Origin of the sequence: Pseudomonas karstica, from assembly GCF_009707515.1 — a bacterium.
Classification (GTDB): domain Bacteria; phylum Pseudomonadota; class Gammaproteobacteria; order Pseudomonadales; family Pseudomonadaceae; genus Aquipseudomonas; species Aquipseudomonas karstica.
Genome location: NZ_WLYI01000039.1, coordinates 19,219 through 40,063, shown reverse-complemented (window position 1 = coordinate 40,063; position 20,845 = coordinate 19,219). Strand labels below are relative to the sequence as shown.

The window sequence follows — 20,845 nt, the reverse complement described above, 5'->3', positions numbered from 1 at the left end:
ATGAAGTTCGGATACACCATCATCTACGTCCCAGACGTCGCTTCGTCCCTGGAGTTCTTTGAAAAAGCCTTCGGTTTCAGTCGTCGCTTCCTGCATGAATCCGGTACTTATGGCGAACTGGAAACTGGCGAGACCACCCTATCTTTCGCGGCTCATGCGTTGGGGGAAGTGAACTTCAAGGGCGGCCATGTCGAGGCGCATGCTTCAAAGCAGCCACTGGGGATGGAGTTGGGGTTTGTCACTGATGATGTGCCTGCAGCCCACGCCAGGGCGCTGGCCGAGGGTGCAAGAGAGCTTGCCGCACCGAACGCCAAGCCCTGGGGGCAAGTGGTGTCGTATGTGCGTTGCCCGGATGGCACGCTGGTGGAGTTGTGCACGCCGATCCAGGGCTGAACGAAGACCCAGTGTGGAAGTTACCTGCTTCCACACTGGGTCTGCGTGATTCATCGATAGCATTCATCAAGGCTTGAGCGGCAACTCCTGATCCCGCTCGGACAGTTCCGTGCCATCGTCCGGATGCTTCCAGGTCTGGGGCTTCTCTTCTTCCCGGCGTTGCCTGGCACGCTCTCGCTGCGCGTCATCCTGATGTTTTGGTTCGTCGGCCATACCCACCTCCCATCCGTAAGAATTGGTCACACTGGGTAAGCATAGAACAAGGAATGCTAGCGTGTGATCCATCCAATTGATAACTCAAGCGCATCAATAGATGTAAATAATTCACTTATCATTTCTAAATGTGTCAGTCACTATCCACAGTCTTAAGCGAAACAAGCACTTTAAAAAGCACGCTGGAGACACAAAATCATGCAAAGCCCTCCCCGGCCTGACTCCGTCCGCTCAAAAGCCGGCACGGTATTGCGCGTCACCTCAGGCAACTTTCTCGAACAGTTCGATTTCTTTCTTTTCGGCTTCTACGCCACCTACATTGCCGCTGCATTTTTCCCGGCAGCCAATGAATTCGCGTCGCTGATGATGACCTTCGCCGTGTTCGGTGCAGGCTTTCTGATGCGCCCCCTGGGTGCGGTGATTCTCGGTGCGTATATCGATGACGTAGGCCGTCGCAAGGGCCTGATCGTCACGTTGTCGATCATGGCCAGCGGCACCTTGCTGATCGTCCTGGTCCCGGGTTATCACAGCATTGGTTTATGGGCCCCGCTGCTGGTGCTGCTCGGCCGCCTGTTGCAAGGTTTTTCGGCGGGTGCGGAACTGGGCGGTGTCTCGGTGTACCTGGCAGAAATGGCCACGCCGGGGCGCAAGGGTTTCTATACCAGTTGGCAATCAGGCAGCCAGCAGATCTCGATTGTGGTCGCCGCCGCCCTGGGCTTTGGCCTGAACCAATGGATGGAACCTGCCGTGGTCGCCGATTGGGGCTGGCGCATCCCGTTCGCCGTCGGTTGCATGATCATTCCATTCATCTTCGTGCTGCGCCGTAACCTGCAGGAAACCGAAGAGTTCGCCGCACGCCGCCATCGTCCAACCATGAGCGAAGTGCTGGCCACGCTGGTAAAGAACTGGACCATTGTGATCGCCGGCATGTTGATGGTGGCCATGACCACTACCGCGTTCTACCTGATCACCGTGTACGCACCCACCTTCGGCAAAACCGTGTTGAACCTGAGCACTGCCGACGCACTGCTGGTGACCTTGCTGGTGGCGATCTCCAACTTTATCTGGCTGCCGATTGGCGGCACTTTGAGTGATCGTTTTGGCCGCAAGCCGGTACTCGTTGCCATGACCGTCTTGACCGTGCTGACCGCCTATCCCGCGCTGTCATACGTAGTACAGGCGCCCAGCTTCGCCCATATGCTGGAAACCCTGCTGTGGTTCTCTTTCCTCTACGGCATGTACAACGGCGCAATGATTCCCGCGCTCACCGAAATCATGCCGGTGGAGGTGCGCGTGGCCGGTTTCTCCCTGGCCTACAGCTTGGCCACTGCCGTGTTTGGTGGCTTTACCCCAGCCATTTCGACCTGGCTGATTCATGTCACCGAGGACAAGGCATCGCCGGCTTATTGGCTGATATTTGCCGCGCTGTGTGCCCTTTGCGCGACATTGACGCTGTATCGGCGCGCCAACCTGCATGCTCAGGAGACGATGGCATGAAAGCCCTGTTCAAAGTACTGACTGCCTGTGTCATCGCCACCCTGGCGGTGGCCACCGTACAGGCCGAAGAGATCAAGGTCATGACCTCCGGTGGTTTCACTGCGGCCTATAAACTGCTGGGCCCGCAATACGCCAGCCAAAGCGGTAATACCCTCGACACGATCCTGGGCCCGTCCATGGGCAAGGCACCTGAGGCCATCCCCAACCGCCTGGCCCGTGGTGAACCGGCAGATGTGGTGATCATGGTGGGTTACGCGCTGGATAATTTGATCAAACAGGGCAAGGTCGACAAGGACTCACGCGTCGAACTGGCCGACTCGCGGATCGGCCTGGTGGTCAAGCAAGGCGCCGCGAAGCCCTCGATCAACAACAATGCCGAACTGAAAGCCGTTCTGCTCAAGGCCAAATCCGTGGCCTATTCCGATAGCGCCAGCGGCGTGTATGTCGAAAAAGAGTTGTTCAAAAAACTCGGCATGGCCTCCAAGGGCAGTATGATCGAGCGCATCCCGGTGGCCTCGGTGGTTGCCAAGGGAGAGTACGAGGTGGGCCTGCAACAGGTGTCGGAGTTGCTGCCGGTTCCGGGCGTGACCTACGTCGGTAAAATCCCCGAAGACGTGCAATCCGTCACCCGCTTCGCCGCCGGCATCCCGACCAACGCCAAACATCCGGCCCAGGCCAAGGCACTGCTGCAATTTCTCGCCTCGCCGCAGGCACAACCAGCGGTGCAATCCACTGGCCTGGACTCGGTCTCACCCTGACCGAAATGGTTTGTCCCGCACCAGCCGTTCCAACTCCAGCGCCGCGGGCGTCAATGTACGCCCGCGGCGCTTGATCAAACCGACATTGCGCACCACCTCAGGCTCTACCAACGGCACACTCACCAGAATCGGGTGCGCTCCCGCAGGCATCGCAATCGACGGCACCATCGCCACCCCAAGCCCCGCCTCCACCAGCCCGATCATCGTCGTAACGTGATGGGTCTCGCAAATGCTCTGCTTTTTCACCCGCACCCCGCGCAACGCCTGATCCAGCAAAAAGCGATTGCCTGAAGTCTTGTCCACCGTGATGTAGTCGTGCTCGTAGGCTTCTGTCCATGTCACGCTCGCGCGCTCGGCCAACGGATGATCACGGCGGCAAGCCAGCACATAACGCTCCTGCAACAGCAACTCGAACTCCACTTCGTCCGCCAGGCTACCGCTGAAACTCACGCCAAAATCCGCCTCGCCGCTGGCCACCGCCGCACTGACTTCACCCGCGCTGGCGTCCAGCAGCCGTAGCCGGATCTTCGGGTACAGCTTGTGGAACTCGGAAATCACATGGGGCATGAAGTAATACGCGGTCGACGGCACGCAAGCGATGGTGACATTGCCCATACGCGTCGAAGCAACGTTGCTGATGCCCATCAGGGCGGTGTCCAGGTCATCCAGCATGCGTTCGACCTGAGGCAGGAAGGCCCGGCCGACCATGGTCAGGCTAACCCGGCGCGTAGTGCGCTCGAACAGCTTGACCTGCAGGGCGGACTCGAGCTTTTCGATGCGTCGGCTCAGGGCCGGCTGGGAAATGCGGATCGCCTCGGCGGCGGCACGGAAACTGCCCTTGTCTACCACCGCGCGAAAGGCCTGGAGATCGTTGAGGTCAAAGTTGATGATCACGTGAGCGCCATGGGTTCGTCAGGAGGATGCCATTATCCTATGGCAAAGCTTCCCTACCCGATAGTTAACGACGGCCGCCCGATACGATCAACGCGTATCCGTTATTCATCTACCGCCTAAGGGTGTGTTCATTGGCTTAGCTTCCGGTTCTTTGGCCGGGACACACCTACCATGAACGCCACCTCTCCCGCTTCTGACCAGCCCACTCAGTCGAGGGCCTACCTGCAAAGCGTCTTTTCCGACCGTCCTAGCCTTGAGGACGTCGCCAACACCCTGCTCCAGGAAGCATTGACGGAGCGCTTTGCCAGTCAGGCATTAAACCCCCGCACATTAGCCATAGGGCAAACCGTCACGCTCGCCACAGAGGGTGATACCACAGGCTACCGGCACGTCCGGTCTGTCGCGGATGCCTTGATCGAACGCGTCATGCAGGGTAAAGCTGTCAATTACACACTTGGCCAGCATGTTGTGTTGCAGACCGGCCGCCAAACCCATTCACCCGTGAGCACAGGGCTGACGGTCGATGACCTGGAACAGGTGATCAATCAACTGGGGCCTTTTTTAGTGGGGCGGTTCCAGGAACGTCTCGCCGGTTACTGGAGCGAGTGTCCTGCTCTCATCGATCCCGTGTCGACACGCTGGCGGATCGTTTCCGAGCAACTGCGCCGCAGCCTGAGGAATGCCCCGCAGAACCCACCGCTCAGTACCGCACAAGCACAGAGCCTGCTCGGGAACCTGTACTCCGTCCAGGCGGATCGCGACAAATTTACAGGGCCCGACACTCTCCGAATTTCCCTGATCTATGCCGTGAGTGGCGCCGGCTCTGGAGAATGGCTCACCGTTTTAGTCTTGCAACGTTGGTTGGCGGGCAAGCACCACTATTACCTTTATAGCCCCGGTACGAGCCTGCTGAGCCTGGATTCGCTGAAGGACCTGGAGCGACTGTTACCCCGCCATATGAGCCGTCACCACCCCGGCGAAAACATCCGATGGACCATGCTTGAACCGGACAACGATGTGTTCGACAGACTGGCGCAGTCCCTGCTGGAAAAACAACTGCGTGACCTGGCGGATATCCGCTGGTCGACGTTCCCGTCGGTGGAGTACTACAAACAGCTCCTCAACGCACTGACGGCGCCCGAGGCTTGGTTTTCATCCCCAACCAGACAACCCTACACGCCGGGCGAGGACACCTTGCCCCTCTGGTTGCAAACCGCCCAGCCGGATGTACGCCAACTCTACAGCCAATGGCTGGAAGACCTGGCCAAGGTAGAACGGGAGTCCGCCGGAGCCAGTTATCTCGACGGCCTGGACACAATCACCGTCTACGCCCGCAAAGCCTTGCAGGCACAGATGGCCGAAGATTATCCCCAGGAGGTGGTGATCGATCCAGATCAGTACGCCTTGGCCTTCACCCGGACACAGGGCGGAACGGTCGGTTGGACGCAAACCACGCAACGCAGCCTGACGGAATGGGCCCTGGAAAACCCCTTTGCCTCACCTTACGCCCGCGTCGAAATCAAAAACCTGAAACAACCCGGTTATGTGCCGGACTGGTGGATCAAGATTCCCTATCTCAAGCGCCTGATTCAACGGGTCGATATCGGCAAGTATTACCCGGTCTTGCTTGAGCAAAAGCTGATAAGCGATGAGTCCGAGGCACAGCGTCGACGGCGCCTGTTCTGTGATCATGCGCGCGTGCAACTGCCATTGCTGGCATTGGAAAACATGCAGCGGGGGCATTGGGGATTTACGCTTGCTGGTTTTAAAACCCTGTGCACCTTGTTGCACCCACAGGCGGCAGCAAGCCTGCCAGCGCAACAACAGCCTGTCGCCGCCCGGCCACTGGCTTTTTTGCTGCATGCCGGTGGCAAGGCACACGTGGCCCACAACATGTTCATCATTGGTGCCACCAATGCCGCCCACTCTCCTCACGTGCTTTACCAGCCTGCCGGAACGCCGATGCTGCTGCAATTTGCGTCGCGACAAAGCCTGCTGGATGCCATTGCCAGAAGCGGTACGGCACTGAACACCGCAGTGCTGGACAGCCTCGATAATTCGTCCCGAGAACTGTTCGGCAATGGTGGATTTCTCAACCCCCATGTGCAACGCCAACTCCAGGGTGATGAGTACGACCCTGTACAGGCCTCTTCACCGGCGTTACTCAGTGACGAGCAAGTGGTAGGGGATTTTCTGTCCCATGTGTTCACGCAGAACGCCAAGGCGCTGGTGGCCCAGGCCAAAGCGCAATCGGTTTCCAACGATGTACTGCGCTGGGCAGCATTTCGAAGCGACCTGTGGCAGATATTCAATACCGCCTTACCCTTGTTGCGCGGGCCACTGGCGAGCGCCGGGTGGCTGGTGCAGTTGATGCACAGCACACAAGTGCTGGTATCGCTGCGCCAGGCGGATGACGAGGCTGAGGCAGGTGCAAGGGCAGAGTTTATTTCCACGCTGGCAGGCCTGCTGCTGCATCACGTTGCCACCCTGGACGAGCGGCTCGGGCTTGCACAAGTAAAACCACACATCGCGTCTGAACAGCTTGGCGCAGTACCGGCTCCCCAGGCTACTCAACAAAGCGGAACGATGCTGATGCAGCCTGCCCCGTTGGCGGAAATCAGCCCGATGTACGCACCGTCCTGGTCAAGTGCCACAGCGCTTCTATCACCGGCATTACAAGCGGATCTGGCAACGTTCCGCTGGCGGTCGAAAAATGCAATGTCCTTCCAGCCGTCACCGGCCATCTCGGAGTATGCCGAGACCCAGGGGCCAATAAAGGGCTTGTACCGGGTATTTATCCGCCCACAGCGCGTGCACTTGCATGCCCACATAGCAGGCGAGCTGTATCCGGTGGCGGCGGTAGAGGACGGCTATAGGGTGGCCGACCTGAATCAGCCGGGGCGCCTGGGGCCCTGGGTCAAAAGCGATGGCGACGGTCATTGGTCTTTTGACTTTCGACTGCGGTTGTCCGGCGGCATGCCGCGGAAAAAAAGCCTACCCAGCCGTGCCGACCTCCAACGCCGTAACCTGGAGTTGGCCGAAGAGTACACTCAGGCGACCAGTGACTTGCTCAAGGTAGAAGAAGGCGTGCAAACAACCCTCGCCCTGTTCGAGCGCATGCACGCAAGCGAACGTGAGAAATTCACCGACCAGCACCGTGAAACCATCCAACGCCACTATCAGGAGCAATTGCAGAAACAGGAACGCCACCAACTGCAGCGAATGGACGTGCTCAGGCGCAAAAATGAAAACCAGCCCATCGCCCGTTTCGAATTCGAGCTGATGCAGCAACTTGAAAACAGCGTGGAAAACCTTTGCCAGCAAATAGCCCAGAAAGTCTTGATTCGCAGCGCCGCCCGGCCCTCGCCCGCCGTGGCTGAACGCTGGTTTCAGGAACTGGAGTCCGATGACGATCAAGTTGTCGCAAGGGCTCACGCGCAAAGCATTGCAAGCCTGAGCAGCTTGGCCAAGCTCAATCAGCAATTGCTTGAGCTGAGCCTCAAGGAGCAAACACACCTGGCCGAGCTGACGGCTATTCCCGGCTACGATCCCGCGTCCCACCCACTGTCTGACTGGACAAGAATGAGTTGGACGCCCCTGGACTGGCGGATCAAGCTGATTGAGGTCTACCAGGGCCTGGTGCTCAAACGACGGCCGCTACCGGCCGAACACGAAGACTTCATCACCACCAAGCGGACATTGGACCTGCTGATTCGCGAAGTGCTGTCTCACAAGAACCTGCTGGCGGCCGATGAGCTGGCAAGGGACAAACGCATTGAGCTGCTGGGCAATGTCATGGACCAGTACGCCGTCATTCGCGACCGTCTCGACTTTGTCGGCCAGGCTTATCCCGACCTGTTCGAGATCAATTATTTCGAAAAACTGATCCAGTTGATCGTGAACACCCAGGGAGAGGCCGAACATTCACAAGCGCTGTTGCTGCGTAAAAAAGCCAGCGAACCGCCGCTCGTGGTGGCCCCTCGGCGCCCTTCAGGCTCCCGGCAGCGATTGATCGTGACACGAGATAAACAGGTATTGAGAGGGCAGGTACGCGAACGCACCCCGGAGTCGGATGCCGAGATCATCGATGTCGAAGACCCGATTGATCATCAGAAACTGGGTGCCTTCAGAGAAAATGAAAAAGACGGCGAATGGGAGGAAATCCCCGTTGAAAAACCTCGGGATCACGCACCTGGGCGCGCAGTAAAAAGTTTATTGGGCGACGCTGATCACCTGTTGGCCCAAGTCGACCGGGCAATGATTGATGCCCGAAAAATAGCCCAGAAATCCAATTCCCCCATCAGCGTCGAAGCCGAACTGACAAGAATCGCCGACAGCTTGCTCGAAAACGCTCAAAAGCTGCGCCAGGCCATTGGCAGCGCCCCAGCCAATGCCCGCGAAGCGAGCCGGTTAAGTGAACTGGAAGATGCCGCAAAAAAATTGACCGAAGAAGGCCGGCAATTACGCATAGAAATCATCAAGCGTAATCCGCCAGAAGCAGCACGGATCCAGTACCTCAAGGACCAGCAGGAAATCGAGATTTTGCGGGTCGAAGGCCGGATCAAACTACGCCGTGATGGCGACTACTTGCAGGAATACCTGATCCGCGACAACGAGCGCAGGCCTCTGGCCTATGCACACTTCCACTATCGGACGGAAGACGCTGGCGCAACGGTATTTACCGCCGGCCACTTGAAACGACCGGACCAACGCTATGTCAGTTTTATCTCAGTCGAAGGGCAAACCGAACAAAAGATGCTGACGGTCTATCGCAGCGATATCAACTCGCGGTTGGCTGAGTCACTGTTTTTCGGCACGACCCAATCCACTCCCCGCAGGGGGTGGGTGGACTACTGGTAACTTATTCGCCACAAACGAAAAGGCCCCTGAAATGTTCAAACATTTCAGGGGCCTAGTCTTGTTCAATAATGGCGGAGAGATAGGGATTCGAACCCTAGGTACCGGTGAAGGTACAACGGATTTCGAATCCGTCCCATTCGGCCACTCTGGCATCTCTCCAACGGCGCGCATCATAACAGCCTGTTACCGGGAAGCAAAGCGCCGAAGCGATTTTTTTCCGTGCTATCAGATGCTTGCGTCGATTACAGCGGTACGCCGAGACGGTTGGCGACTTCTTCGTAGGCTTCGATAACATCACCAAGGCCCTGGCGGAAGCGGTCCTTGTCCATCTTCTTGCGGGTGTCTTTGTCCCACAGGCGGCAACCATCCGGGCTGAACTCGTCGCCCAGGACGATGCTGCCGTCGTGGAATACGCCGAATTCCAGCTTGAAGTCCACCAGCAGCAGGCCGGCTTCGTCGAACAGTTTGTTCAGGACGTCGTTGACCTTGAGGGACAGTTCTTTCATGCGGGCCAGTTGCTCAGCGGTGCCCCAACCGAATGCCACGACGTGGGATTCGTTGATGAACGGGTCGCCCTTGGCATCGTCTTTCAGGAACAGTTCGAAGGTGTAGGGATTGAGCTTGAGGCCCTCCTCTACGCCCAGGCGCTTGACCAGGCTGCCGGCGGCGTAGTTACGCACGACGCACTCGACCGGAATCATGTCGAGCTTCTTCACCAGGCATTCGTTGTCGCCCAGCAGTTTGTCGAATTGGGTCGGCACGCCGGCTTCTTCGAGTTTCTGCATGATAAAGGCGTTGAACTTGTTGTTCACCATGCCTTTGCGGTCGAGCTGTTCGATACGCTTGCCGTCGAACGCCGAGGTGTCGTTACGAAACAGCAGGATCAAGCGGTTGGCGTCGTCGGTCTTGTAAACCGATTTGGCTTTGCCGCGGTAGAGTTCTTCACGTTTTTCCATGATGGGCTCCGCTTGCTAAGTAGGTGGGCTAGGCGATGTGTCGCCAGTCGAGCCCTGAATCTTGATCGGCCAGTTGCAGCCAGTCCGGGTCGCACCCGAGGGTGTCGACAAAACATTGCCGGGCAAGCGTCGGCAGGTTGTTCTTGCTGCTCAGGTGGGCCAGGACCAGGTGTTGCAGGTCTTGCCAGCCCAACTCATACACCAGGTACGCCGCCTGGTGGTTGTTCAAATGTCCCAGCTCACCGCCAACCCGCTGCTTGAGAAAGTACGGGTAGTGACCACGTGCCAGCAGGTCACGGCAGTGGTTGGACTCGATCATCAGTGCATCGAGGTTCCGATAACCGTCCAGTACCTTGGCGCAGTAAGAGCCCAGGTCGGTGAGTACGCCGAAGCGTCGCTCACCATCACTGAACACGTATTGCGTCGGCTCCAGGGCATCATGAGCCACGGCAATCACGTCGATGCTCAAGGCACCGATTTGCAGTTGCTCGCCACCGGCCAGGAAACCTGCAGGTTCAATAGGTTTGCGCATCCCGCGCAAGGTACCGCGACTCAGGTACACCGGAAGATTGTAGCGCCGAGACAGCAAACCCACGCCATGCACGTGGTCGGCATGTTCGTGGGTCACCAGAATCGCGCTCAGCTGCGCGGGGTGAACCCCCAGGCGCAGCAGGCGCCGCTCGGTTTCTCGCAGGGAGAAACCACAATCTACCAGGACGTACGTGTCGTCATGGGCTACAAGCGTGCCGTTCCCTTGGCTACCGCTGCCGAGAACAGCAAAACGCATCGTATCAGCCCAGGTTGTCCTGAATCACGCCCAACACTTTGCGCGCCACTTCTGCCGGCGCCACGGTGTTGATGTTTTTCTCGACGGTGACTTGCACGCTTTCGCCTACCTTGCTCAAGCGAACCTGATAGCGCTCAGCGCGGGTTTCAACCTCTTCCTTGGTCGGTGTGCTGCCGAACAACTTGCTGAAGAAGCCTGGCTCGTCGTCTTTTTTCTCGGCCTTTTCAGCCACGTTGATGTAGTACAGGCCCAGGCTGCGGTTGATGTCTTCAACGCGCCACTGGCCCTGCTCCAATGCACGACCGACACTCGACCAGGCACGATCCAGGTCCTCGTTCAGGTTCAGTACGACGTTGCCGCTACCATCTTCGGTGAGGCTGACACGGCTAGGCGTGTCGTAGTCACGAGCAGCGAGCAGGGAAACGGAGCCGCCCTCCTCGGAGATACGGCTCATACTGGCGAGCATTTCGTCCACCAGCGCGGAATCGACACCGGTGTTGACCGAGCGAGTGGTGAAGTCGACGTCGTCTGTGCTATCGGCAGGACGCTGGGCGCTGACCACATAGACTTCACTGGTATTACGTTGCACGCCCGGCTCGATGCGCACCCGAACACGGGTTTCACCGTCGCCAGCTACGCCACCTGCTTGCAAGCGCTTGGCCATGTTGGCCGACAGTTCGCCAGGGTGCTGCCAGGCAGTGGTGAACTCACCAGTTTGCGGGCGCTGTTGATCCAGGCGGAAGCCGTTGTCCTGGAAAAACTGAATGGCCACCGGCCAAACTTCAGCAGGTGGGCGCTGGGCCATGAGCCAACGGGAGTCACCGCTCTTCTGCAAGCTATAGTCGCTGGCATCAGCCACGGCCGAGATCGGCTGTGGGCGTGGCACTTCAAACTCGCCCTTGACCGTGTCGTCGGCAACATTACGCGGGATCGGCAGCAACGGATCAAGACGTTTGGCAACGTTGACATCCGGCGGCAACTGCATCGGTTGGGAGGGTTGTGCTTCCAGGTAATCGCTGCCGCGGTCACGGAAGTAGCCTTCCGGGCCCCAGACCCAACCGCAGCCACTGGTGCTGGAGATAATCAAGGCAAGTGCGGAAAGTCCGGCCAATCGCTTCATGCGTAGTGCTTCCTCAATTAAACCAGGACGCCGGACTGGCGCAGGGCCTGTCGCAGCGGTTCGTGACAGGCTTCGCTGAGCCGGGTGAGCGGCAGACGGATACCGTCCGGCATCAGGCCCATCTCAAACAGTGCCCACTTCACGGGGATAGGGTTGGATTCGATAAACAGTGTTTTGTTGAGCGGCATCAGCTTTTCGTGGATCGCACGAGCGGTGATGGCGTCGCCGGCAATGGCTGCGGCGCACAGTTCGCTCATGGCACGCGGTGCCACGTTGGCGGTCACGGAAATATTGCCCTTGCCGCCCAGCAGCATCAGCTCCACAGCGGTGGCGTCGTCGCCGGAATACACCAGGAAATCACTGCTTACACCGGCCAGGATGTCCTTGGCGCGCTGCATGTCGCCGGTGGCTTCCTTGATGCCGATGATGTTCGGCACGGTGGACAGGCGGATCACGGTCGCCGCCAGCATGTCGCAAGCGGTGCGGCCGGGAACGTTGTAGAGGATCTGCGGGATGTCGACGGCTTCGGCGATGGTCTTGAAGTGCTGGTACAAGCCTTCCTGGGTCGGCTTGTTGTAGTACGGCGTCACCAGCAGGCAGGCATCGGCGCCGGCCTTCTTGGCATTGCTGGTCAATTCGATCGCTTCGCGAGTCGAGTTGGCGCCAGTGCCGGCAATCACGGCAATCCGCCCTGCGACGCGCTTGACCACGAATTCGATCACCTTGATGTGTTCTTCCACATCAAGCGTGGCCGACTCACCCGTGGTGCCGACCGCCACAATGGCGTTGGTGCCTTCTTGCAGGTGGAAGTCCACCAGTTTGCCCAGGCTGTCCCAGTCGAGATTACCTTGTGCATCCATGGGTGTGACCAGTGCCACCATACTGCCCGCAATCATGCAACCGCTCCTGCCGGAAAAAGAGAGCCGTAATGGTACTGGCGCCAAGATGCTTGTACAAGCGAAGTACCCTCAGAGGACGCGTTCTGGAGCAACTTAGTTGCCAGCAATGCCATCATCCGGCCAAAGCAGGGTTTGATGAGGGGGATTACGTAATGAAAACGCCACCTCCTATCCCTTGGCGACGGTTTTCGCTACCCTGATCCTTTGATCGGTACAGCTGCCCATGTATCGACCGCTCATCGCTTTAGGAATGCTGCATGTCCACCCTCACAGTCCGCGAACAATTCCTTGTCATCAGTGCCCTTGGCGCCAACCCCATGGAGCTGACTAACGTCCTGTGCCGCGCCAGCCATGAAAACCGCTGCGCCGTCGTGACCTCTCGCCTGACCCGCCACGGCGAGTGCAGTGCGCTAGTCCTGCAGATTTCCGGAACCTGGGACGCCCTGGCGCGCCTGGAAGCCGGCTTACCGACCCTGGCCAAAAAGCACGACTTCACCGTCAACGTAGTACGCAGTGCGGCCCTGGAGAACCGTCCCCAGGCGCTACCTTATGTTGCCTATGTCAGCTCGGCCTACCGTTCGGACATCGTCAATGAACTGTGCCAGTTCTTTATCGACCATAACGTCGAGCTGGAAAACCTGACCTGCGACACCTACCAGGCCCCGCAGACCGGCGGCACCATGCTCAACGCCACCTTCACCGTGACGTTGCCGGCCGGCGTGCAGATCAGCTGGTTGCGGGACCAGTTCCTGGATTTTGCCGATGCACTGAACCTCGACGCCCTGATCGAGCCATGGCGCCCACAGAACCCAATGTAAGGAAGTTTTCATGGCCGTAGCCATCGACCAACCGGTAGCCGACTTCGAAGCCCCGGCCACCAGCGGGCAGACCTTCAGCCTTTCCGGGCTCAAGGGCAAGCAAGTGGTGATTTACTTCTACCCCAAGGACAGCACCCCGGGCTGCACCACCGAAGGCCAGGGTTTTCGTGATCAGTACGCAGAGTTCAAGGCCGCAGACACCGAAGTGTTTGGCATATCCCGCGACAGCGTGAAATCCCATGAGAACTTCAAGGACAAGCAGCAATTCCCTTTTGAGCTGATCAGCGACAAAGACGAGGCTGTTTGCCAATTATTTGATGTGATCAAGCTGAAGAAACTGTATGGCAAGGAATACCTGGGCGTTGATCGCAGCACCTTCCTCATCGACAAGGAAGGAGTGCTGCGTCAGGAATGGCGCGGAGTGAAAGTACCGGGGCATGTGGATGCTGTGTTGGCGGCCGCACAGGCCTTGAACAAGGCTTGATGGGCCTAAGTATCCACACCCCCTGAAGGCCTGGCTTTTGTAGCCGCTGTCGAGGCACGAGGCTGCGATAAGGGCCGCAGGACCTTCAGCAATCTCAAGGCCCAGGCGACTGCTGCGCAGCCGATCGCAGGCTGCGCCAGCGGCTACAGAGATCGTTTGTGTAGCCGCTGCCGAGGCACGAGGCTGCGATAAGGGCCGCAGGACCTTCAGCAATCTCAAAGCCCCAAACGACTGCTGCGCAGCCGATCGCAGGCTGCGCCAGCGGCTACATAGATCGCTTGTGTAGCCGCTGTCGAGGCACGAGGCTGCGATAAGGGCCGCAGGACCTTCAGCAATTTCAAGGCCCAGGCGTCTGCTGCGCAGCCGATCGCAGGCTGCGCCAGCGGCTACAGAGATCGTTTGTGTAGCCGCTGTCGAGGCACGAGGCTGCGACAAGGGCCGCAGGACCTTCAGCAATTTCAAACCCCTAACGACTGCTGCGCAGCCGATCGCAGGCTGCGCCAGCGGCTACAGGTTTGCCCAAGATCAGCGCAGGGTCGGCCCTTGAAAGCCCATCCACATCGCCAAGTGCTCGGCGACACTGGCACCCAACTTCTTCGAGAAGCGGTCAAACGGCGACTCCTCGACAGTGAAATCCACCAACTCTTTCTCGCCAATCACATCTCGCGCTACCGAACTGGCACTGCCCAGGCCATCGACCAGCCCCAACTGCATTGCCTGCTCGCCGGACCAGATCAGCCCGGAAAACAGTTCCGGGTGCTCTTTATCCTTGAGCCGGTCACCACGCCCCTGCTTGACGCTGGCAATGAATTGGCGATGAGTGGTATCCAGCACGCCCTGCCAGAACTGGGTTTCGTCCGCCTTTTGCGGTTGGAACGGGTCCAGAAATGATTTGTGCTCGCCGGACGTGTACGTACGGCGTTCGACCCCGAGCTTTTCCATGGTCCCGACAAAACCATAACCGGCCGCCGTCACGCCAATCGAGCCCACCAAACTGGCTTTGTCAGCGTAAATCTGGTCAGCGGCACTGGCAATGTAATAAGCGCCCGAAGCACCGAGATCGGAAATCACCGCATAAAGCTTGGTATCCGGATGCAAGGCCCGCAAACGACGAATCTCGTCATACACATAACCTGACTGCACCGGACTACCACCCGGACTGTTAATGCGCAGCACCACGCCCTTGACCTTGGAGTCCTCAAAGGCTGCCCGCAGGCTGCTAACGAGATTATCGGCGCTGGAAGACTCCTTGTCGGCGATCACGCCGCGCACCTCGATCAAGGCGGTGTAGTGAGCGCCACGGGTGGCACTTTTCTCCAGATCCACCAGAGGACTGAGCATCGCCAACACACCGAGCAGATAAGTAAACGTCAGCAGCTTGAAAAAAATCCCCCAACGCCGTGAACGGCGCTGCTCCTGCACACCCGCAAGCAGGGTCTTCTCCAACAACTTCCAGCTTTTATCATCGCCGCTGTCAGCACTGGCCTTACTCGGCGATTTCCACTCATCGGTCATACCATCCACCCCAGCAAAAACTTAATTGGCCTGACTGAGCCAGGCATGCAGTTCAGGAAAACGATCAATCATCAGCCGCGGTTCATAAGCCTGCAAGCCTTCGGCGGCCTGGGCACCATAGCTGACCGCCACACTGTCCATCCCCGCGTTGCGCGCCATCATCAGGTCGAACGACGCGTCACCAACCATCAACGCCTGGCGCGGCGACACACCGCAGTGAGCCATGATCTGCTCCAGCATCAACGGATGCGGCTTGCTGGCGGTTTCATCCGCCGCACGGGTAATATCGAAATAATCTTCCCAGCCATTGGCCTTGAGCACCCGATCCAGGCCGCGACGGGCCTTGCCAGTGGCGACCGCCAGGTGATAACCCTCGGCACGAAATGCCTCCAGCGACTGCACCACCCCCTCAAACAGGGGCGAAGGCTCGGCCTCAAGGGCAATGTAATGATCGGAATAATACTGACGAAATGTGACCAACTCGCCCTCATCGATCAGTGGATACAAGGTGCGAATCGCCTCCGGCAAGCCCAAGCCGATAATCCCCTTGACCGCCAGGTCGTCACACAGTTCGAACCCCGAGCGCGTCGAGGCCATATGCATCGACTCGACAATCCGACCAATGGAATCGCACAAGGTGCCATCCCAATCAAAGATCAGCAGCTTGTAGTCAAGGCGCGACACTCAGACGCTCCACAGTCTTGGCCCACATATCATCGACAGGTGCCTGTAATTTCAATTCACCACCATCGGGCAACGGCACGGTAAGCATGTAGGCGTGCAAGAACAGGCGTTTGCCGCCCAGGTCGCGAATTTCCTTGGAGAAGCCTTCGTCGCCGTACTTGGTGTCACCGGCAATGCAGTGACCGGCGTGCAAGGTGTGGACGCGAATCTGATGGGTCCGACCCGTCACCGGCTTGGCCTCCACCATAGTGGCGAAATCGCCGAAACGACGCAGCACCTTGAACAGGGTCAGCGCCTCCTTGCCCTCCTCGTCCACTTCCACCATACGTTCGCCGGAACGCAGATTGCTCTTCTGCAATGGCGCGCGAACGCTCTTGATCGAGGACGCCCAGTTGCCACGTACCAGCGCCATATAGCGCTTATCCACACCATCACCGCGCAAGGCCGCGTGGAGATGACGCAGCATGCTGCGCTTCTTGGCAATCATCAGCAGGCCGGAGGTGTCTCGATCCAGGCGATGGACCAGCTCCAGCTCCTTGGTATCGGGCCGCAACTGACGGAAAGCTTCGATCACGCCGAAGTTGAGACCACTGCCACCGTGCACGGCAATACCGGCAGGCTTGTTGATCACAATGAGCGCCTTGTCTTCGAAGACAATCGAGGCCTCCAGGCGCTGCAACAGGCCTTGGGCCAGGGGAACTGGTTCGTCACGCTCAGGCACCCGAACGGGTGGCACACGGATGATATCGCCCGCCTGCAACTTGTATTCGGGCTTGATCCGACCTTTGTTCACACGCACTTCGCCTTTGCGCAGAATGCGGTAAATCAAGGTCTTGGGCACGCCCTTGAGCCTGGCAAGTAGAAAGTTGTCGATGCGTTGGCCGGCATATTCCGGCGAGACCTCAAGCAGCTGGACGCTGGGGGTCTGGGGGGCGGTAGTCGTCATGGCGGCGATGATAACAATTTTTTATGGAATTGAAGCACTTAATCATTGCTGCTATAGTCGCGAACGCCGCCAAAAGCGGCCTGGACAGAGGACTAACGGCAAACTGCCGGCCCTGACCATCGCAATTCATCAGGACGCGAGGCCGTCCTACGGGGCTTTCGCCATTCTGGAAAGCTCGAGATTGTAACAAGCGCAGGTGACATGAGGCCTGAAGCGAGTGCAAAAAGCAGAGTAATTACTCGCTTTTTGCGCCGATATTTACGGCCAGTTCACAAAGTGCAGTCAGTCTTGAGCCAGACCACGGCGAATGCTTCGGAAACAACGCCTGTTACAAGCTGAGTGAGAGCACAGTCGCCCACACCCGGTCTTGTTTAGCCATGAGCGTGAACTCCCCATTGGAGTACACGGTAAATGCCAACCCGCTGCGGATTCTGCGCGCGGCAGCACCCGAATTATCAGGGATACGTGTAGGGTGGAGATGCACAACCGTCGGACCGTGTAGCACTAGGCTTATATTTAGACGCTTCATCTCGTCCACAGTCGCCGGTTGATTCCTCCTCCTGACCTTAGCTTTTGTTGAAGTGGTGTTTTGTCACCACAGCTAACAATGCAGGACGCGTCCGTCGCGATACCGGCCCAATTGGCCGGACATTGCTGGACACTGGAGTGGCCAACCACTCTTGACGCACCTGACACCGACCGTGAGAAGTCGTGTGTGCCGAACGCCGTTTCCGGCAGCCCGGAAACCGACGGTACAACATGAAAAGAATGCTGATTAACGCAACTCAACCCGAAGAGTTGCGTGTTGCACTGGTAGATGGCCAACGCCTCTACGACCTGGACATCGAATCCGGTGCACGCGAGCAAAAGAAGGCCAACATATATAAAGGCCGGATTACTCGCATCGAACCAAGCCTTGAGGCTGCCTTTGTCGATTTCGGCTCCGAGCGCCACGGCTTCCTGCCCCTCAAAGAAATCTCCCGCGAATACTTCAAGAAAGCACCTGAAGGCCGCGTGAACATCAAGGACGTCCTGAGCGAAGGCCAGGAAGTCATCGTTCAGGTCGAGAAAGAAGAACGTGGCAACAAGGGCGCAGCCCTGACCACCTTCATCAGCCTGGCCGGTCGTTACCTGGTGCTGATGCCGAACAACCCACGTGCCGGCGGTATTTCCCGCCGCATCGAAGGCGAAGAACGCAACGAACTGCGTGAAGCGCTGAACGGCCTGATCGCACCGGCTGACATGGGCCTGATCGTGCGCACTGCCGGCCTTGGCCGCAGCAGCGAAGAAATGCAGTGGGACCTCGATTACCTGCTGCAACTGTGGACCGCCATTAAAGAAGCGTCCCTGGACCGTTCCGCGCCGTTCCTGATCTATCAGGAAAGCAACGTAATCATCCGCGCCATCCGCGACTACCTACGCCAGGACATCGGCGAAGTACTGATCGACAGCGTTGAGGCCCAGGACGAAGCCCTGACCTTCATCCGCCAGGTGATGCCGCAGTACGCCAGCAAGATCAAGTTGTACGAAGACAGCGTACCGCTGTTCAATCGTTTCCAGATCGAAAGCCAGATCGAAACCGCCTTCCAGCGCGTTGTCGAGCTGCCTTCCGGTGGTTCCATCGTCATCGATCCGACCGAAGCCCTGGTGTCCATCGACATCAACTCGGCCCGCGCCACCAAAGGCAGCGACATCGAAGAAACCGCCCTGCAGACCAACCTGGAAGCGGCTGAAGAAATTGCCCGCCAACTGCGTCTGCGTGATATCGGCGGCCTGATCGTCATCGACTTCATCGACATGACCCCGGCCAAGAACCAACGCGCAGTGGAAGAAAAAGTCCGCGAATGCCTGGAAGCCGACCGTGCCCGCGTACAGGTCGGTCGCATCTCGCGCTTTGGCCTGCTGGAAATGTCCCGTCAGCGCCTGCGTCCATCCCTGGGCGAGAGCAGCGGCATCGTCTGCCCGCGTTGCAACGGCACCGGCATCATCCGTGACGTTGAATCGCTGTCCCTGGCAATCTTGCGCCTGATCGAAGAAGAAGCCCTGAAAGACCGCACCGCCGAAGTCCGCGCCCAGGTGCCGATCCCGGTTGCAGCCTTCCTGCTCAACGAAAAGCGTAACTCGATCACCAAGATCGAACTGCGCACCCGCGCCCGTATCGTCATCCTGCCGAACGATCACCTGGAAACACCGCACTTCGAAGTGCAGCGTCTGCGTGATGACAGCCCGGAAGCCCACACCAATCAGTCCAGCTACGAAATCGCCGCTGCCGCTGCTGCTGCCGAAGTGGAAGAAGTCCAGCCAGCCGCCGCGACCCGCACCCTGGTTCGCCAGGAAGCGGCAGTCAAGACCGCACCTGCTCGTGCAAACGCCCCGGTCCCGACTGAAGCTGCTACCCCGGTTGCCGCGCCTGCCGCCATGCCTGAGCCAAGCCTGTTCAAGGGCCTGGTGAAGTCGCTGGTCAGCCTGTTCGCCACCAAGGAAGAGCCAGTTGCCCCGGCAGTCGTCGAGAAGCCGACTACCGAGCGTCCGGCCCGTAACGAAGAGCGCCGTAACGGTCGTCAGCAGAGCCGTAACCGCAACGGTCGCCGTGACGAAGAGCGCAAGCCTCGCGAAGAACGTGCTCCGCGTGAAGAGCGCGCACCACGCGAAGAGCGCCAGCCTCGTGAAGCCCGCGAAGAAACCCCGGCCGTAGCCCGCGAAGAACGCGCCCCGCGTGAAGAACGGGCACCACGCGCACCACGCGCCCCTCGTGAAGACCGCAAGCCTCGTGGCGAGCGTGAAGAACGTGTGCGTGAACTGCGCGAACCTCTGGACGCTGCACCGGCAGTAGCCGCCGCGGCCACGGCCACGGCCGAGGAACGTCCTGCTCGCCAGCCTCGTGAAGAACGTGCTCCACGCCCTGCGCGTGAAGAGCGTCAACCTCGCGCCGAGCAAGCTGCGGCCACCAGCGAAGAAGAACTGCTGTCCAACGAAGACCAGCAACAGGAAGACGGTCAGGAGCACGCCGAAGGCGATCGCCCGCGCCGCCGCTCACGTGGTCAGCGTCGTCGCAGCAACCGTCGTGAGCGTCAACGTGACGCCAATGGCAACGTGATCGAAGGCTCGGAAGAGACCGGCGAAGCCACCGAGACCGAGACCGACACCACTGAACCGACTGGTGCCGAACTGGCAGCCGGCCTGGCCGTTACCGCTGCCGTTGCCAGCTCGGTCATCAGCGCACCTGCTGAAGCCCAGGCCAATGAGCAAGCTGAACGCGCTACCGCTGCCGCCCAGGAAACTGCTGTTGTAGAGACGCCAGTCGTTGAGGCCCCAGTGGTTGAAGCATCGACTCCGGTGGAAGCACCCGCTGTTCCTGAAGTGGAAACTGCACCGACCCGTGAAGTTCGCGAAGCCCAACCTGAAGTTGAAGTGGTTGCCGAGCCGGCAGTCGTTGTTGAGCAACAGCCAGTGGCTGAAGCCGTCAGCGAAGCACCTGTTGCCGAGCCGACCCCTGAAGTGCATGAAGTTCGCGAAGAACAAACTGCATTCCAGTGGACTGCCGAGCCAGCCGCCGCTGTCGAAGCGCCTGCACCGGCTGTGGTGGTAGAAGAAGCTCCGACACCAACCGCTGAAGTGGTAGCTGCCGAGCCAATGGTGGTTGCAGAACCTGAACCAGTGGTTGAAGCACCCGTGGTTGCTGAAGTTGCAGCTCCAGTGGTCGAAGCCGCTCCTGTCAGCGCACTGACCGAGAATGGTCGTGCGCCGAACGACCCACGTGAAGTGCGTCGTCGCAAGCGTGAAGCCGAGCGTCTGCAGAAGGAGGCCGAACTGGCCACCGTTGCTGCTCCGGTTGTTGCTGAAGCTGTACCGGTTACGCCTGAAGTCGTCGAGGCATCCGCCCCGGCAACCGAAGCCGTGGTTGAGCACACTGCCCCTGCCATCGACGAGAACCTGAGTTCCGTTGAGGAAGCGGTCGAGCACAACCCTAAAGCCCTGGAAGAAGAGCACGAGCCTAAACCCCTCGCCTGATTCCATCGGC

At 58.9% G+C, this 20,845-nt stretch carries 16 protein-coding genes and 1 tRNA gene; 7 read left to right on the top strand and 10 right to left on the bottom strand.

Annotated elements, in window-relative coordinates:
• Window positions 1-393 (top strand): VOC family protein, encoded by a 393-nt coding sequence (locus GIR22_RS22750; RefSeq protein ID WP_154745516.1) that lies wholly within the window; start codon window positions 1-3, stop codon window positions 391-393.
• Between the two features lie 66 nt (window positions 394-459).
• Here GIR22_RS22750 and GIR22_RS26025 read toward each other — a convergent pair whose 3' ends face one another.
• Complete coding sequence (locus GIR22_RS26025) at window positions 460-606, bottom strand: hypothetical protein (protein ID WP_178122428.1); 147 nt, start codon at window positions 604-606, stop codon at window positions 460-462.
• Between the two features lie 198 nt (window positions 607-804).
• On the opposite strand from GIR22_RS26025, the gene tcuC reads away from it, so the two are divergent.
• Window positions 805-2,103 (top strand): MFS transporter, encoded by a 1,299-nt coding sequence (gene tcuC, locus GIR22_RS22745; RefSeq protein ID WP_154745515.1) that lies wholly within the window; start codon window positions 805-807, stop codon window positions 2,101-2,103.
• Entirely contained in the window at window positions 2,100-2,861 is a 762-nt protein-coding gene (locus GIR22_RS22740) for a substrate-binding domain-containing protein (RefSeq protein ID WP_154745514.1), read from the top strand. Before tcuC ends, GIR22_RS22740 begins: the two co-directional genes overlap by 4 nt.
• Here GIR22_RS22740 and GIR22_RS22735 read toward each other — a convergent pair.
• Window positions 2,853-3,755, bottom strand: coding sequence for a LysR substrate-binding domain-containing protein (locus GIR22_RS22735; protein WP_178122427.1), 903 nt, complete (start codon window positions 3,753-3,755; stop codon window positions 2,853-2,855). The genes GIR22_RS22740 and GIR22_RS22735 overlap by 9 nt on opposite strands.
• 171 nt (window positions 3,756-3,926) lie before the next feature.
• Between GIR22_RS22735 and GIR22_RS22730 the strand changes: the two genes are divergently transcribed.
• Window positions 3,927-8,615 carry a coiled-coil domain-containing protein gene (locus tag GIR22_RS22730; protein ID WP_154745513.1) on the top strand — a complete coding sequence of 1,563 codons (4,689 nt, stop codon included), beginning with the start codon at window positions 3,927-3,929 and terminating at the stop codon, window positions 8,613-8,615.
• 69 nt (window positions 8,616-8,684) lie between these two features.
• On the opposite strand, the gene GIR22_RS22725 is transcribed toward GIR22_RS22730, so the two are convergent.
• The 5 genes from GIR22_RS22725 to dapA all read right to left on the bottom strand — a co-directional run bounded on the left by GIR22_RS22725 (window position 8,685) and on the right by dapA (window position 12,374).
• Window positions 8,685-8,774: transfer RNA gene (locus GIR22_RS22725), tRNA-Ser, on the bottom strand.
• Window positions 8,775-8,857: 83 nt separating this feature from the next.
• Window positions 8,858-9,571, bottom strand: coding sequence for a phosphoribosylaminoimidazolesuccinocarboxamide synthase (gene purC / locus GIR22_RS22720; RefSeq protein ID WP_154745512.1), 714 nt, complete (start codon window positions 9,569-9,571; stop codon window positions 8,858-8,860).
• Window positions 9,572-9,599: 28 nt separating this feature from the next.
• Window positions 9,600-10,358 carry an MBL fold metallo-hydrolase gene (locus GIR22_RS22715; RefSeq protein ID WP_154745511.1) on the bottom strand — a complete coding sequence of 253 codons (759 nt, stop codon included), beginning with the start codon at window positions 10,356-10,358 and terminating at the stop codon, window positions 9,600-9,602.
• 4 nt (window positions 10,359-10,362) lie between these two features.
• Window positions 10,363-11,478 carry an outer membrane protein assembly factor BamC gene (bamC, locus tag GIR22_RS22710; RefSeq protein ID WP_154745510.1) on the bottom strand — a complete coding sequence of 372 codons (1,116 nt, stop codon included), beginning with the start codon at window positions 11,476-11,478 and terminating at the stop codon, window positions 10,363-10,365.
• A gap of 17 nt (window positions 11,479-11,495) precedes the next feature.
• The gene (gene dapA, locus GIR22_RS22705) at window positions 11,496-12,374 is read right to left on the bottom strand and encodes a 4-hydroxy-tetrahydrodipicolinate synthase (RefSeq protein ID WP_154745509.1); all 879 of its coding nucleotides are present in this window, start codon (window positions 12,372-12,374) and stop codon (window positions 11,496-11,498) included.
• A 260-nt stretch (window positions 12,375-12,634) separates the two neighbouring features.
• Between dapA and GIR22_RS22700 the strand changes: the two genes are divergently transcribed.
• Window positions 12,635-13,195: a glycine cleavage system transcriptional repressor gene (locus GIR22_RS22700; protein ID WP_154745508.1), complete on the top strand. Its 561-nt coding sequence runs from the start codon at window positions 12,635-12,637 to the stop codon at window positions 13,193-13,195.
• Between the two features lie 10 nt (window positions 13,196-13,205).
• Entirely contained in the window at window positions 13,206-13,679 is a 474-nt protein-coding gene (locus tag GIR22_RS22695; RefSeq protein ID WP_154745507.1) for a peroxiredoxin, read from the top strand.
• A gap of 525 nt (window positions 13,680-14,204) precedes the next feature.
• Here the strand turns inward: GIR22_RS22695 and GIR22_RS22690 are convergent.
• The 3 genes from GIR22_RS22690 to rluC are packed head-to-tail and all read right to left on the bottom strand — an operon-like array spanning window position 14,205 to window position 16,824.
• Entirely contained in the window at window positions 14,205-15,194 is a 990-nt protein-coding gene (locus GIR22_RS22690; RefSeq protein ID WP_154745506.1) for a S49 family peptidase, read from the bottom strand.
• A gap of 21 nt (window positions 15,195-15,215) precedes the next feature.
• Window positions 15,216-15,878, bottom strand: a complete 663-nt coding sequence (locus tag GIR22_RS22685; protein WP_178122426.1) for an HAD-IA family hydrolase — start codon at window positions 15,876-15,878, stop codon at window positions 15,216-15,218.
• Complete coding sequence (rluC, locus tag GIR22_RS22680; RefSeq protein WP_154745505.1) at window positions 15,865-16,824, bottom strand: 23S rRNA pseudouridine(955/2504/2580) synthase RluC; 960 nt, start codon at window positions 16,822-16,824, stop codon at window positions 15,865-15,867. The genes GIR22_RS22685 and rluC overlap by 14 nt, the downstream gene beginning before the upstream one ends.
• A 759-nt stretch (window positions 16,825-17,583) precedes the next feature.
• On the opposite strand from rluC, the gene rne reads away from it, so the two are divergent.
• Window positions 17,584-20,835 carry a ribonuclease E gene (gene rne / locus GIR22_RS22675; RefSeq protein WP_377663454.1) on the top strand — a complete coding sequence of 1,084 codons (3,252 nt, stop codon included), beginning with the start codon at window positions 17,584-17,586 and terminating at the stop codon, window positions 20,833-20,835.
• The last annotated feature ends 10 nt before the right edge of the window (window positions 20,836-20,845 follow it).

Bases quoted from the DNA above. Each gene is read 5' to 3' on its own strand.
- tcuC (WP_154745515.1), top strand. From the start codon at position 805: ATGCAAAGCCCTCCCCGGCCTGACTCCGTCCGCTCAAAAGCCGGCACG.
- GIR22_RS22700 (WP_154745508.1), top strand. From the start codon at position 12,635: ATGTCCACCCTCACAGTCCGCGAACAATTCCTTGTCATCAGTGCCCTT.
- GIR22_RS22715 (WP_154745511.1), bottom strand. From the start codon at position 10,358: ATGCGTTTTGCTGTTCTCGGCAGCGGTAGCCAAGGGAACGGCACGCTT.
- GIR22_RS22690 (WP_154745506.1), bottom strand. From the start codon at position 15,194: ATGACCGATGAGTGGAAATCGCCGAGTAAGGCCAGTGCTGACAGCGGC.
- bamC (WP_154745510.1), bottom strand. From the start codon at position 11,478: ATGAAGCGATTGGCCGGACTTTCCGCACTTGCCTTGATTATCTCCAGC.
- GIR22_RS22740 (WP_154745514.1), top strand. From the start codon at position 2,100: ATGAAAGCCCTGTTCAAAGTACTGACTGCCTGTGTCATCGCCACCCTG.
- GIR22_RS22750 (WP_154745516.1), top strand. From the start codon at position 1: ATGAAGTTCGGATACACCATCATCTACGTCCCAGACGTCGCTTCGTCC.
- GIR22_RS26025 (WP_178122428.1), bottom strand. From the start codon at position 606: ATGGCCGACGAACCAAAACATCAGGATGACGCGCAGCGAGAGCGTGCC.
- dapA (WP_154745509.1), bottom strand. From the start codon at position 12,374: ATGATTGCGGGCAGTATGGTGGCACTGGTCACACCCATGGATGCACAA.
- rluC (WP_154745505.1), bottom strand. From the start codon at position 16,824: ATGACGACTACCGCCCCCCAGACCCCCAGCGTCCAGCTGCTTGAGGTC.
- GIR22_RS22695 (WP_154745507.1), top strand. From the start codon at position 13,206: ATGGCCGTAGCCATCGACCAACCGGTAGCCGACTTCGAAGCCCCGGCC.
- rne (WP_377663454.1), top strand. From the start codon at position 17,584: ATGAAAAGAATGCTGATTAACGCAACTCAACCCGAAGAGTTGCGTGTT.
- GIR22_RS22730 (WP_154745513.1), top strand. From the start codon at position 3,927: ATGAACGCCACCTCTCCCGCTTCTGACCAGCCCACTCAGTCGAGGGCC.
- purC (WP_154745512.1), bottom strand. From the start codon at position 9,571: ATGGAAAAACGTGAAGAACTCTACCGCGGCAAAGCCAAATCGGTTTAC.